The following is a 12,444-nucleotide window of genomic DNA, read 5'->3' as shown; positions in this document are numbered from 1 at the left end:
TATTTTAATTAATCTAAAGCAACCTGTCCCTGTCTGCAAAGATCAAGGATTTCGTCTACTTTTTCTATCGTTAAATTTTCATGAAAGAATTTTCCCAGCTGAAGCATTGGTGCGTATCCGCAAGCTCCAAGACATTCGGCAGGCTTTAGGGTAAACATACCATCTTCGGTAGTTTCTCCGTCCTTAATATTGAGTTTGGTTCTGATATGATCAAGAATTTTTTCGCTTCCGCACACCATACAGGGTCCGGTTCTGCATACTTCCAAAACATATTTACCAACCGGCTTCATATTGAACATGGTATAAAAAGTAGCTACTTCGTATACTTCAATTGGCTTAATACTTAATAATTCAGCAACATAATCCATCACAGGAACGTCTAACCATCCTCCGAATTCTTTCTGTGCTAAGTGAAGTACAGGAAGAAGAGCAGACTTTTGTCTTCCCTCAGGATATCTTGCGATAATTTTGTGTACCTGTTCTAAACTTTCCGGTTTAAAAGCTATTGTTTCGCTCATTTTTTATCTAAGATTAAAGAGTAAAGAACAAAGAAAAAGATTCTGAAGTCCGTTATTCTAAATTCGTATTTATATTGGGTTGAAGAAAGTATTTTATCTTTCTCCTTTTATCTTTTTGTCTGATTATGCGTCTAATTCTCCCGCAATAATATTCATACTACACATTGTAACGATCGCGTCTGAAATTACAGAACCTGTGATCATTTCAGGATATGCCTGGTAATAGATGAAGCATGGTCTTCTGAAGTGAAGTCTGTACGGGCTTCTTCCCCCGTCGCTCACCAGATAGAATCCTAATTCTCCGTTTCCGCCTTCTACTGCATGGTAAACTTCCCCTTTCGGTACGTCAGTTTCTCCCATTACGATTTTGAAATGGTAAATTAACGCTTCCATTTTACTGTAAACATCTGCCTTTTCAGGAAGATAGAAATCAGGAACATCCGCATGGAATGGTCCTTCAGGAAGATTGTCATATGCCTGATTGATAATTTTAAGTGATTCCCAGATTTCCTGCTGACGAACCATGAAACGGTCGTATGTGTCACCCGCAGTTCCTACAGGGATAATGAAATCGAAATCTTCGTAAGAAGAATAAGGCTGTGCCACTCTCACGTCATAATCAACTCCTGCTGCACGCAAATTCGGACCTGTAAAACCATAGCTTAATGCTCTTTCGGCAGTAATGGCTCCTGCTCCGATGGTTCTGTCCATAAAGATCCTGTTTCTTTCCAGTAAGGTTCCGAATTCTTTGAATCTTGCCGGGAAGGTTTTTAAGAAATCCTGTAATAATTCATGGAATTTCGGGGTGAAATCTCTTTCAAATCCTCCGATTCTTCCCATATTCGTTGTCATTCTCGCTCCGCAGATCTGCTCGTACATATCATAAATACGCTCTCTTTCGATGAACATATAGGTAAGTCCTGTGATCGCTCCTGCATCCATTCCTGTTACCCCATTACAGATCAGGTGGTCACCGATTCTGGCTAATTCCATTAAAATAACACGCATATAATCTACACGTTTCGGAACTTGTACGCCGATCAGCTTTTCTACTGTCATGTGCCAGCCTAAATTGTTAATTGGGGCAGAACAGTAATTCATACGGTCGGTAAGGGTAGTGATCTGAGCATAATTCCTTCTTTCAGAAATTTTCTCAAAAGCTCTGTGGATATATCCTACCGTTTGCTCCGCGTGAAGGATTCTTTCTCCGTCCATCGTTAAGATATTCTGGAAGATCCCATGGGTGGCAGGGTGGGTAGGTCCTAAATTGAGGGTATAAAGCTGCCCGTCAATCTGCTCCTTACTTTCGTACTGGTTAAGTATATTAGATAATGAGTTATCTTTCATAATTTAAATGCTTTAGGCTCTAGGCTTTAGGCTTTAAGCTTGTTGCTTATTGCTTATTGCTTATTGCATTATTTTTATCTTCCGAACATATTATCGTCCTTGTCTGTTCTGGTACCATCTTCCAGACGGTATTCCTTCAGCATAGGGTGGTATCCGAGATCTTCCATGTTCAGGATAGGTCTCAGGTCAGGATGTCCTTTAAATTTAATTCCGTAGAAATCAAACGTTTCTCTTTCCATCCAGTTGGCTCCGGCAAACAAGTCTACAAGAGAATCCACTTCAATATTTTCTCTGGACATAAAGATCTTCAGACGTAATCTGAAATTGGCCATCATATTGTGAAGGTGGTACACTACACCGATCTCCTTGTCCGGAAATTCAGGGTAGTGAATCCCGCAGATATCGGTAAGGAAATTGAATTCCAACGATGAATCTCTCAGGTAATGAATGATTTTTTTGATGTCTTCTTTCTTCACTTCAACTGTCAGCATTCCGTAAGGTTCTGAACTTGAAACCACAGATTCCGGAAATTCTCTTGTGATGGCTTCTAATACAAATTCGTTTGTCATTTCCCTTAGTTGCTTATGTTGTAAGAATCTAGTAATTTCTGATATTCCGGCATATCTCTTCTTCTGATGCTTTCGCTTTCCGCCAAAGCCTGAACCTGCATTACGCCTTCAATAATCTGCTCCGGTCTTGGAGGGCATCCGGGAACATAAACGTCAACCGGAATAATTTTATCAATTCCCTGTAAAACAGAGTAGGTATCAAAAATACCACCGCTGGAAGCACAGGCTCCAACAGCAACCACCCATTTTGGCTCTGCCATCTGAGTGTACACTTCTTTCAGGACAGGTCCTAATTTTTTAGATATAGTCCCGCAAACCATCAGCATATCCGCCTGTCTTGGCGAGAAAGAGTTTCTTTCCATACCAAATCTTGAAGCGTCATACGTTGGGTTCAGGGTAGCCATAAACTCGATACCACAACAAGAGGTTGCAAATGGTAGCGGCCAAAGAGAGAACTTTCTGGCCATCCCGATTACACTGCTCAGTTTCGTTGCGAAAAAACCTTCTCCTTCAAATCCTTCGGGAGCAGGTGCATCTGTTCTTATTATTGGTTTGTTATCTGACATTTGATTGATTTAAGATTTTAGTTTAGATTCTAAATTGGTGTTAATGTTAACTTAACTCTAATTTTTCTGATCTAAAATTGTCATTTAAAATTTCTATTCTTTATTTATCCCAATCTAATGCGCCGCGCTTCCATACATAGAAAAATGCCATGAAGAAAATTGCGACGAACGTTAGAACAGCCAGGAATCCTTCCATTCCGAATTCTCTGAAGTTAACCGCATAGGGATAGAAAAATACGATTTCAATATCGAATAGCACGAATAATACCGCAGTCAGGAAGTATTTAATGGAAAACGGTGTTCTCGCATTTCCTTCTACAGGAACGCCACATTCCCAGCTTTGGTTTTTCACAGAATTTCCTTTTTTCTGTTTCGGTCCCAGAAAATGGGCTCCAAGCAAAGAAACCGCTACGAATGCCATAGCAACACCAGCTTGAATTAGGATTGGAATATAACTTTCAGGTAAATTCATTTTTGCATTATTATCTCAATTTGCAAATTTAGCGAATAAAGAATAAAGCATGAAATTAATAAGCTTAAAAGTGGGATGAAAATAGGGAAAAGCGGTAATTTAGAATCAATAAAAATAGTATTTATTTCTTCATTTTTTTGAGGAGAGAATAGGCCATGAATGATATGTATCCAAAAAGAATACTGGCCAGTATTATGTTAACTATCGTATTCAGCCGGTCGTCTTCGATCTTGAAAAAGAAGTTGTAAACGATAAATGCTGCGATCAGAATGGCAAAAACAATGAGATGTGGCTTCATGGATTGGATGTGTGTTGCGGGTTAGAAATCTGAGTTAAGGGTTTCAGGTGGTAAAATATGAGTTATTAGTGTTGTATTTGAAATAATTCCACTAACAGCTCATATTTTTATTCTTAATTTATCATTAATGAATAGGTTCTTCTTCTCTTGTGGTTTACCGGATTGTAATCCTGCCAGAGGACCTGAACGCTTTTATTTTCTTCCAGTTCCGGATTGGTCTCGGCAAAATCGATTCCCATACTGGTAAACCGGACAAAGATTTCTTTAAATATAATGGCAGTGACTCCACGTCTTTGATATTCAGGATGAATTCCTATCAGGTAAAAATTGGCACGGTCGTTTTTCTTGCCTGCCTGTAAAAAGTGCCACCATCCGAAAGGGAACAGCTTTCCTTTTGATTTCTGCAGCGCTTTTGAATAAGAAGGCATGGTGATGGCAAATGAAACCAGCTCGTTATTTTCGTCCACAACACAGATGACGTAATTTTTATCTATGAAAGGGAAGTACTTTTCCCTGTAAGTCTGTATCTGTTCGTCCGAAATAGGAGTGTAGGTGGAAAGGTGCTTATAGGTTTCGTCAAGAAGCTTAAACATAGGTTCTACAAACGGTAAGATCTCCTGTTTCGATTTGAAATTAAGAACTTTAAGCTTGTATTTCTGTGCAATCAGCCCACTGAATTTTTCTACTTTTTCGGGTAAAACCTTAGGGAAGTTCATCTCGTATTCCACCCATTCCTTTTCTTTGGTGAGTCCCAGTTCTTCCAGGTGTTTAGGGTAGTATTCGTGGTTATAGATCCCGATCATGGTTGCCAGCTTATCGAATCCCATTGTCAGCATACCTGCTTTATCAAGGTTGGTGAAGCCCATTGGTCCTTCGATCTTGTCTATATTGTTTTCTTTGGCGTAATCAATTGCTTTCTGAATCAAAGCTGTGGAAACTTCTTTATCGTCCATGAAATCAATCCAGCCAAAACGTACTTTTCTGATGCCCAGCTCCTGTTCTTCTTTATGATTGATGATCACAGCAATTCTTCCAACTACTTTATTGTCTTTCAGGGCAAGATACTGCCTGGCTTCCGAATAGTTTAAAGCCGGATTTTCTTTTTTGTCCCAGATTTTAAATTCGTCTTTGATAAAGGAAGGAACATAATACGGGTTGTTTTTATAAAGATCCATTGGAAACCTTACGAATTTTTTTAATTCATCCAGGTTTTTCACTTCAATAATTGAAACTTTAGACATAGTTTAAAGGGTAATTAGAGAACAAATATAGATAATAAAATGTAATACTTTGGCACAGTTTTTACATCATTATGGTTAAAATTTAAACACAAAAATCTATATAAAATGATGGGTTATTATATTATTATCGGTATTTCAATGCTGGTAAGCTGGTGGGTTTCGTCCAGATTAAAATCGAAATTCGAATACTATTCCAATGTACATCTCAGAAATGGTCTTTCGGGAAAAGAAATTGCAGAAAAAATGTTGAGAGATAACGGGATTAATGATGTACAGGTAATTTCTGTTCCCGGTCAGCTGACGGACCACTATAACCCGACAGATAAAACAGTTAATCTTTCAGAAGGAGTCTATATGCAGAGAAATGCGGCTGCAGCTGCAGTGGCAGCACATGAATGCGGACATGCGGTACAACATGCTGTAGGATATTCTATGCTGAATCTGCGTTCAAAGCTGGTTCCTGTTGTCAATATAAGTTCCAATCTGATGCAGTTTGTCCTTATCGCCGGTATCGGGATTATGGTAGCAACGAGATCAATTGATGATCCGAACGGGAATACGGCAATTCTGGCGATAGGAGTGGCCATGTTTGCATTGACTACACTTTTTGCTTTTGTAACGCTTCCGGTGGAATATGACGCAAGTAACAGAGCGATGAAGTGGATCAAAGATACGGGAACGGTTACCCAGGAAGAGTTTGTAGGAGTACAGGACAGTCTGAAATGGGCAGCAAGAACTTATGTTGTAGCGGCTATCGGATCGCTGGTCCAGCTTATTTACTGGGGTTCTTTACTGCTTGGCGGAAGAAGAAATTAATCTTTAAATTCAAATGAAACATACTGCATCTCGGATAATTTGTCTGAGATGCTTTCTTTTTGGGCTAATTTTAAAGAAGCGGTAAGAATGCAGTTTTCATTGGCATCAAAATTCAAAACCTTTGCATCAAATTTGGAAAGTAAAGTAAAGATGATATTCTGCTGATTAAAGCTGAAGCGGATTTCAATTTCCGTTTCAAGTTCTCTGGTGATGATATTGGCTTCTTCCAGGGTGATTTTTGCACATTCTTTATAGGCTTTTACAAGACCTGAAACTCCCAGTTTTGTGCCTCCATAATAACGGACTGATATAACTAGGACATTGGTAATCTCATGGGCTAAAAGCTGATTGTAGATGGGAAGTCCTGCGCTTCCGGATGGTTCTCCGTCATCATTTGCCCTGTAATTCTCTCCTTCTAATCCCATTCTGAAAGCATAGCAGTGATGGGTGGCCTTCGGATGTTCTGCCCGGATTTTCTCCAACGCCTCTTTCAGCTGCTTTTCATTATTGACAGGAAAGGCAAATCCGATGAATTTGCTCCCTTTTTCTTTCAGTAAAGTGTTTTCTATGGGTTTTTCTATGGTTTTGTATTCAAACGTCATTACACCGGCTTTATAAATGCAAAAGTATAAAATGCCTGATAAGTTACATAATAATCAATAAAAAGAAGCCGTTAAAATTTTTAACGGCTTCCTGTATCTTATAGTAAATTGTTCATGTGTTATTCGCACAAGTCTGCAGGAATTAAGCATAAATAGTTTGTAGGTCCGCAGAAATCCTCGGGACATCTGTCTCTGCATCTGGTTGGTTGTCCGTTAGGCAATGTGCATGTTACAAATGCCCCGCCGTTAATACTCTTTAGCCCGATTCTTGAAATTTTCTTTAGATTTTTCATTTTGATTATAATTTGGATTTTAATTCACCATGAAGTTAATTAATTATTTTAACTTAAAACATAATTTAAGGAGAATTTTATTATTATGTTTCTAATAACATTTTAACTGATGATGAAGGATCATTACAATCATTATATAAGATATGATCTAATTGCCAGGTTGGTAAAATGAAATTGTATTGTCCCTGAATGTTTTAATGTCATAAGGTTTTAAATCCAGTTCAGGTGCCCGGGTGCCATTTTCCAGTTTCAGTTCTTCGTTTCTGATCACGACAGCTTCATCCCAAAGTCCTTCATTGATAAACTGCTGTAAGGTGTAGCTTCCGCCTTCTATGATGATAGATTGTATCTGTTCTTTATAAAGGGAATTCATCAAATCCTGCAGGAAATTTTCTTTTCCGATTTTAATAAATCTGGTAGTAAGCCCAGTCTCTTCTTTTTTACTGTTTATCACCAGAGTTGGGGCTTCATCATTATAAATTTTAAAGTTTTCCGGGACTTTCAGATCAAAATCAATGAGGATTCTCACGGGATTTATGCCTTCAGTATTTCTTACAGTCAGGCTTGGATTATCATTTAAGGCAGTCTGAGTTCCTACTAAGATAGCATGTTCGTCGGCTCTTAACTGATGCACGAACTGGTTGACCAGGGAGTTTGAGATGGCTGCCGGCTTAAAGTCCTTATCTAAAAATCCATCCCCTGATTCTGCCCATTTCAGGATGATATAAGGTCTTTTCTTTTCGTGATAGGTGAAAAACCTTTTATTCAGTTCAATGCATTCTTTTTCCAATATTCCGGAAACGGCTTCAATGCCTGCGTCCTGGATAATTTTTTTTCCCTTTCCATTCACTTTGTCATGGGAATCCATAGCACCTATTACTACCTTTTTGAAACCCAGTTCTTTAATTTTTAAAGCACACGGAGGTGTTTTTCCATAATGTGCACAGGGTTCCAGTGAAACATAGATCGTAGATTCCGGTATAAGATCTTTATTTTCCACAGAATTAATCGCGTTGATCTCGGCGTGATTTTCTCCGGCTTTGTGATGATATCCTTCCCCGATAATTTTTCCGTTGTGAACAATTACGCTTCCTACAAGAGGGTTGGGGTAGGTTCTGCCCAAAGCTTTTTGAGCCAGTTCAATGCATCTTTTTATGTATAATTCGTCGTTGTTCATAAGGTGAAAAAAAAAGCGAAGACAAATTTCTTTGCTCCGCCTTTTTTATATTTTTAAATAAATTAATCTCCTGTAATGATATTGTGAAGATTCTGTTTTAAGGTTTCCAGATGAGCTTTCTTATCGTCAATCGTATTAAAAGTATCTCTGAGAAGAGGATTTTCTCTTGACGGCTTGTTGAAGAATGCCAGGTTGTTTTCCAGTTTCACAATTTCACCTTCAAGGTCAGAAATCTGGCTCTTGATCTTTCTTGCTTTGTCTGTAAGTTGGTTTTCAGTTAATCCTTCTTCCTTAAGCTCAAGTTCATTGATCTTATTCAGCTTCAATTTTTCTCTTAATGCTCTGTTGAATTCGGTATTGATTGAGATTTTGTCTCTTGGTACTTTTCCTATATTGTTCCAGGCTGTCTTTATAGCTTCAATTCTTTCGATGCTGCCTTCGTCGTTGGAAACGGTTTTCAGGTCTTCGAGAATTTCCTTTTTGTGTTTGTAATTCTCTTTCCAGTTGTCGTTAGATGCATTGTTTTTCTCCCTGTAATTGTTGAAGAAGGTGTTACAGGCATCGCGGAATTCGTCCCAGATCTTATTGGTCATGCTCTTTGGAACGTGCCCTATTTTTTTCCAGTCTTCCTGAAGCTTTTTGAATAAAGGAACGGAAATGTCCCATTCTTCGTTATTCATATTGTCCTGGGCCGTCTGGATCAGTTTTAATTTTTCTTCCAGATTGGCCTGCTGGGAACCTTTCAGAGATTTATAATAGTTATTCTTTGTTGTATTGAAGTGTCTGAGTGTGGTTTTGAAATCATTCCAGTTCTGGTTGGAAAGTTTTCTTGGAACACTTCCTGTTTTTAAGAATTCAGTACGAAGGTCTTCCACTCTTTTGATCGAATTCTGCCAGTAGCTGTGGTTGGGTGTTTCAGACGGTTCAGACAGTTTTTTGATTTCTGCGATGATCTGGTTTTTCTTTTCCAGATTGTCATTCTGTTCACCTTCAATAGCGGCAGAAAGTTCAGATTTTCTTTCGTGAATCTTGTTGGAAATTTCTTTGAACTCCTCCCATGTTTTTTCACGGAATTCTTCTGCTACAGGCTCAGCTTCTTCTTTCCAAAGCTTATGAAGATACTGAAGCTCGTTCAGGGCTTTCTGAATCACAGGCTCATTTTCCAGTTCTTTCGCACGGGCAATGATATGCTGTCTTTTCTCTAAATTATGACTGAATTCCTGCTCCAGAAATTCTTTATTCAGGTCCAGCATCTGGTAAAACTGGTTCAGATGGTGGAAATAGTTATTGTTAAGGATCTTGAATTCAGATTTTGCCACTTGGCCTGCTTTTGACCATTCTTCCTTGATTTCACGGATGGATTTGAAAAGATTGGTTCCCGGTTCGGAGTTGGTGTAAAGATTTTTAAGCCTTTCTATGATATTCTGGCGGTGATCAAGATTTTTCTTCTGCTCTTCATCCTGTGATTTCTGGTAGCTGTCATGCTTTTCTCTGAAAATATTGATCAAGGCAGAAAGTCTGGACTGTAAAGGATGTTCATAGCTGAAATTTTCGGGAGGATTCCCGCCTTCTGCGTACTCATGCTTTTTATCCTCCACTTCATCATGAATGTAATGACTTGCTTTTTCTTTTAACTGATTGAATCTTTTGAAATTTTCACCGGCATTGGCCGAGTTGATAATGGTTTCCATTTCTTTCAAAGCATCAGGCAGGGAAATGTCATCAGCATGGTCCTCTTCCGGATGTTCTGCTTCGTCTTCATGAGCATTTTCACCATGAGGTACGGGTGTTTCGGGTGTTTTTTCTTGAGATACTTCGTTAGAATTTTTATTTTCTTCGTTTTCAGAAAGATTGTTTTCTGTAATCATAGCAAATCTTTTATGTGAATGGCGTTAATATCCTTTTTTGTATAGCTGTAAAGCCAATTAAGGTACTAATTTAGGTTATTTTTTTTTAAAATTCCAAATTTCCCAAGCTTTTTCTGCTTGCTGTTCAAGCATGTAATATCCGTTTACAGTTTTGGCTCCTTTTTCGGAGGCTTTAATGATGAACCGGGTATAGTTCGGGTTGTAGATCAGGTCAATAATCAGGTGTTCTGCAGTGATTCCTTCAAAAGGGAATTCCAGGCAGTCTTCAACATTTGGAAATGTACCTACCGGGGTACACTGGATAATCAGCTTATGGTCCCTAACCGTCTCAGGGTCCAGATTTTTAAAATTGATTCCGGAGTTTCTGGAAATGGATACCGACGGGATTCCATGTTTATCCATAACGTATTTCACGGCTTTTGCCGCCCCGCCGTTCCCAAGGATCAGAGCTTTGTCCTGATGTGTTTTCCTGTGGAGCAGAAGTGTTTTTTCAAAACCGAAAGCATCGGTATTGTAGCCTGTTTTTTTACCGTCTCTGATCAGAACACAGTTGACGGCACCGATCTTTTCTGCCTCGTCACTGAGTTCGTCCAGGTAATCAACAATTTTTTCCTTGTAAGGAATGGTAACATTGAATCCTAAAAGTTCCGGGTCGGTAAGGAGGTTTTCAATTTCATTAATTTCATTCAGATCAAAAATATCATAGGTAAAATCTTTCAGCATAAGCTTGTGAAACTTATCTTCAAAGAATTTTTTGGAAAAGGAATAGGAAATATTCCTTCCTATCAGCCCTAATTTTTTGTTTGAATCCATAATATCAAAAATAAAAAAAAGACCGAATAAATCGGTCTTTGTTAACAAATATTTTTTAGGGTCTAGTCTACCATGAATTTTGTGGAGAAACTGTCGGCTTTTAGAATATAATTTCCTTTAGTAAGTCCTTTAAGATTAATTTTATTGGAGTTTTTGAATGGATTTGCAATCACTTCAATTAATTTTCCGGAAAGATCATAGATCTCTGCTTTTGAAATTTTGCTTAAGTTTTCGCCTTTTACAAATAATTCGTTGTTTTTTACCGGATTAGGGTAGATGGTGAATTCAGACTTATCTTTTTTAACGTCAGAAGTTCCCAATGTATTGAAGCATGTCCATGAAAGGTCATCAATAGCCACTCTATTTGAGGTCACAGGGTTGATTATTTTAATTACAACATCTCCGCTTACGTTAATGTTATTAATTGTCACTGGAGCTGTTGGAGCTGTTCCAGTGTAAGCTATTGTTCCTACTGTTACCCCATTAACCTGAACGTTAAGATTACCCGGGTTTCCACCAAATTTTAGCTGAGCTTTTACAGATAGGTTTTTAATGCCTCCGGAAAGTGTACTGCTTGTAAGGCTTCCGTTTCTGATTGTAATTGCTTTCCCTGAAGTTATTGCTTGGTCAGCTCTTGCGTCTGTTGCAATCCAGGTAATATTATTATTGGTCCATGTTATTGTTGCATAAGTGTTTGGTGCACCGGTAATGGTTTCAAAATCTTCAGTTCCACAGCTTGTATTTCCGCCAGGCTGTCCTGCCAGCGTTGTTCCCTCTGCATTGTTACTCTGCGGAGAAGCGTTTCCTGAAGCGTCCTTCGCAATTACATAGAATGTATAAGTTGTAGACGGTGTCAGTCCCTGAACGGTTGCCGTAGTTCCTGAAACTGTTGTTTTCAATACTCCGTTAGCATATACGTCATAACCTATAACGCCAATATTATCCGTAGCTGCTGTCCAGCTCAGAGATATGGTATTGGAAGTAGGGTTTTGAGTGGTCAGATTGGTAGCAGCAGTAGGAGCCTGTGTGTCTATAACCGGTGTTCCCCAGATTAGGTTGGCATAAGCCGGGTTATCTATAAACGGGTTTCTGTTTCCCTGATACGCGTAAGTTGCATTGTTTCTTGCAACTTCCTCAGCAGATACAGGATCTGCGGTATGCCATGCTAAAAGCTGATTAAGTTCCCATTGCTGTAATCCGGGAAAAGAAGATCCTCCCAGCATATTTCCTGTCTCGAAGCTTGAAAGTTTAGCTTCATATCTTGTCACAAAATAGAAGATCATTCTGGCTACATCACCTTTAAAGGCATCGATCGGCTCAAATACTGTTCCTCCATATCCTGCTGATGCTGAATTTCCAAGCTTAGATCCATTTTCTGATGTAAAAGATGCAGTTGCTACTTTACCGAAAGGATAATTGGATCTCACACCATTTACTTTTCCATCGGTTGGGCGGATGAAGTGAATATCCGATACCATCGGGCTTTGTTCATCGAATAAGCTTTGGGGTACGATATGTTCTCTGTTGTAGCAGTCACCTTCACCGCTATAACCACTACTGCCACACTGGTTTGTACCTAGAGTGTATGTGTAAGGATCCGCACCGTTTGGCTTTTCAGAATAAATATCCAAAATAGTGCCGTCATTTTCGTAAAAATAGTCACGGTCGGTGGTTGCATAGCCTGTCCATAAGCCGCTATAGCCATGGTCCTGATGGCCCTGTTCAATGATGGATTTAAGTGCAGTTTTAAGGGAAGCACCTGTAAGTCCTGCAGCTGTATTGTAATAACCAGCAGGTGCCTGTGCTGATGCAAAAATAATTGCAGAGCTCAGTAAAAAAAAAGATAAAATTCGTTTCATTTCAA

At 38.9% G+C, this 12,444-nt stretch carries 14 protein-coding genes; 1 reads left to right on the top strand and 13 read right to left on the bottom strand.

Translation table 11 applies throughout. The features are described 5' to 3' along the window. Positions 1 to 8 precede the first annotated feature (8 nt). From IX38_RS07885 to IX38_RS07860, 7 genes are all read right to left on the bottom strand, one after another. Complete coding sequence (locus IX38_RS07885; protein WP_034703555.1) at positions 9 to 518, bottom strand: NADH-quinone oxidoreductase subunit NuoE family protein; 510 nt, start codon at positions 516 to 518, stop codon at positions 9 to 11. Positions 519 to 641: 123 nt separating this feature from the next. Next, positions 642 to 1,865: an NADH-quinone oxidoreductase subunit D gene (locus tag IX38_RS07880; RefSeq protein ID WP_034703553.1), complete on the bottom strand. Its 1,224-nt coding sequence runs from the start codon at positions 1,863 to 1,865 to the stop codon at positions 642 to 644. Between the two features lie 74 nt (positions 1,866 to 1,939). After that, positions 1,940 to 2,434 carry an NADH-quinone oxidoreductase subunit C gene (locus tag IX38_RS07875; protein ID WP_034703552.1) on the bottom strand — a complete coding sequence of 165 codons (495 nt, stop codon included), beginning with the start codon at positions 2,432 to 2,434 and terminating at the stop codon, positions 1,940 to 1,942. A 5-nt stretch (positions 2,435 to 2,439) separates the two neighbouring features. After that, on the bottom strand, positions 2,440 to 3,000 hold the full coding sequence (locus IX38_RS07870; RefSeq protein ID WP_029298772.1) for an NADH-quinone oxidoreductase subunit B: 561 nt from the start codon (positions 2,998 to 3,000) through the stop codon (positions 2,440 to 2,442). Positions 3,001 to 3,100: 100 nt separating this feature from the next. Next, positions 3,101 to 3,472 (bottom strand): NADH-quinone oxidoreductase subunit A, encoded by a 372-nt coding sequence (locus tag IX38_RS07865; RefSeq protein ID WP_034703551.1) that lies wholly within the window; start codon positions 3,470 to 3,472, stop codon positions 3,101 to 3,103. Positions 3,473 to 3,593: 121 nt separating this feature from the next. Beyond that, entirely contained in the window at positions 3,594 to 3,770 is a 177-nt protein-coding gene (locus IX38_RS22930; RefSeq protein WP_165570715.1) for a hypothetical protein, read from the bottom strand. A 113-nt stretch (positions 3,771 to 3,883) separates the two neighbouring features. Further along, positions 3,884 to 5,011, bottom strand: a complete 1,128-nt coding sequence (locus IX38_RS07860; RefSeq protein ID WP_034703550.1) for a GTP cyclohydrolase — start codon at positions 5,009 to 5,011, stop codon at positions 3,884 to 3,886. Positions 5,012 to 5,119: 108 nt separating this feature from the next. On the opposite strand from IX38_RS07860, the gene IX38_RS07855 reads away from it, so the two are divergent. Beyond that, entirely contained in the window at positions 5,120 to 5,827 is a 708-nt protein-coding gene (locus IX38_RS07855; RefSeq protein ID WP_034703709.1) for a zinc metallopeptidase, read from the top strand. Here IX38_RS07855 and IX38_RS07850 read toward each other — a convergent pair. The 6 genes from IX38_RS07850 to IX38_RS07830 form a co-directional block, all read right to left on the bottom strand. After that, positions 5,824 to 6,429 carry an IMPACT family protein gene (locus IX38_RS07850; protein WP_034703549.1) on the bottom strand — a complete coding sequence of 202 codons (606 nt, stop codon included), beginning with the start codon at positions 6,427 to 6,429 and terminating at the stop codon, positions 5,824 to 5,826. The genes IX38_RS07855 and IX38_RS07850 overlap by 4 nt on opposite strands. Positions 6,430 to 6,548: 119 nt before the next feature. After that, positions 6,549 to 6,722 carry a bacteriocin-like protein gene (locus IX38_RS23555; RefSeq protein ID WP_449384745.1) on the bottom strand — a complete coding sequence of 58 codons (174 nt, stop codon included), beginning with the start codon at positions 6,720 to 6,722 and terminating at the stop codon, positions 6,549 to 6,551. 148 nt (positions 6,723 to 6,870) lie between these two features. After that, positions 6,871 to 7,899: a bifunctional diaminohydroxyphosphoribosylaminopyrimidine deaminase/5-amino-6-(5-phosphoribosylamino)uracil reductase RibD gene (ribD, locus tag IX38_RS07845; protein WP_034703546.1), complete on the bottom strand. Its 1,029-nt coding sequence runs from the start codon at positions 7,897 to 7,899 to the stop codon at positions 6,871 to 6,873. 62 nt (positions 7,900 to 7,961) lie between these two features. Beyond that, on the bottom strand, positions 7,962 to 9,767 hold the full coding sequence (locus tag IX38_RS07840) for a DUF349 domain-containing protein (protein ID WP_034703544.1): 1,806 nt from the start codon (positions 9,765 to 9,767) through the stop codon (positions 7,962 to 7,964). Positions 9,768 to 9,842: 75 nt separating this feature from the next. Continuing rightward, on the bottom strand, positions 9,843 to 10,580 hold the full coding sequence (locus IX38_RS07835) for a shikimate dehydrogenase family protein (protein WP_034703542.1): 738 nt from the start codon (positions 10,578 to 10,580) through the stop codon (positions 9,843 to 9,845). A gap of 62 nt (positions 10,581 to 10,642) precedes the next feature. Further along, a complete protein-coding gene (locus IX38_RS07830) occupies positions 10,643 to 12,439 on the bottom strand; it encodes an endonuclease (protein ID WP_051884558.1) in 1,797 nt (598 codons plus the stop codon). Positions 12,440 to 12,444 lie beyond the last annotated feature (5 nt).

It is taken from the genome of Chryseobacterium luteum (assembly GCF_000737785.1).
Taxonomy (GTDB): Bacteria; Bacteroidota; Bacteroidia; order Flavobacteriales; family Weeksellaceae; genus Chryseobacterium; species Chryseobacterium luteum.
Note: the sequence above shows the minus strand (reverse complement) of the source record. Positions and strands in the feature narration are given on the sequence as shown.

Coding starts and splice junctions, on each gene's coding strand:
- IX38_RS07885 (WP_034703555.1), bottom strand. CDS start 518: ATGAGCGAAACAATAGCTTTTAAACCGGAAAGTTTAGAACAGGTACAC.
- IX38_RS07880 (WP_034703553.1), bottom strand. CDS start 1,865: ATGAAAGATAACTCATTATCTAATATACTTAACCAGTACGAAAGTAAG.
- IX38_RS07875 (WP_034703552.1), bottom strand. CDS start 2,434: ATGACAAACGAATTTGTATTAGAAGCCATCACAAGAGAATTTCCGGAA.
- IX38_RS07870 (WP_029298772.1), bottom strand. CDS start 3,000: ATGTCAGATAACAAACCAATAATAAGAACAGATGCACCTGCTCCCGAA.
- IX38_RS07865 (WP_034703551.1), bottom strand. CDS start 3,472: ATGAATTTACCTGAAAGTTATATTCCAATCCTAATTCAAGCTGGTGTT.
- IX38_RS22930 (WP_165570715.1), bottom strand. CDS start 3,770: ATGAAGCCACATCTCATTGTTTTTGCCATTCTGATCGCAGCATTTATC.
- IX38_RS07860 (WP_034703550.1), bottom strand. CDS start 5,011: ATGTCTAAAGTTTCAATTATTGAAGTGAAAAACCTGGATGAATTAAAA.
- IX38_RS07855 (WP_034703709.1), top strand. CDS start 5,120: ATGGGTTATTATATTATTATCGGTATTTCAATGCTGGTAAGCTGGTGG.
- IX38_RS07850 (WP_034703549.1), bottom strand. CDS start 6,429: ATGACGTTTGAATACAAAACCATAGAAAAACCCATAGAAAACACTTTA.
- IX38_RS23555 (WP_449384745.1), bottom strand. CDS start 6,722: ATGAAAAATCTAAAGAAAATTTCAAGAATCGGGCTAAAGAGTATTAAC.
- ribD (WP_034703546.1), bottom strand. CDS start 7,899: ATGAACAACGACGAATTATACATAAAAAGATGCATTGAACTGGCTCAA.
- IX38_RS07840 (WP_034703544.1), bottom strand. CDS start 9,767: ATGATTACAGAAAACAATCTTTCTGAAAACGAAGAAAATAAAAATTCT.
- IX38_RS07835 (WP_034703542.1), bottom strand. CDS start 10,580: ATGGATTCAAACAAAAAATTAGGGCTGATAGGAAGGAATATTTCCTAT.
- IX38_RS07830 (WP_051884558.1), bottom strand. CDS start 12,439: ATGAAACGAATTTTATCTTTTTTTTTACTGAGCTCTGCAATTATTTTT.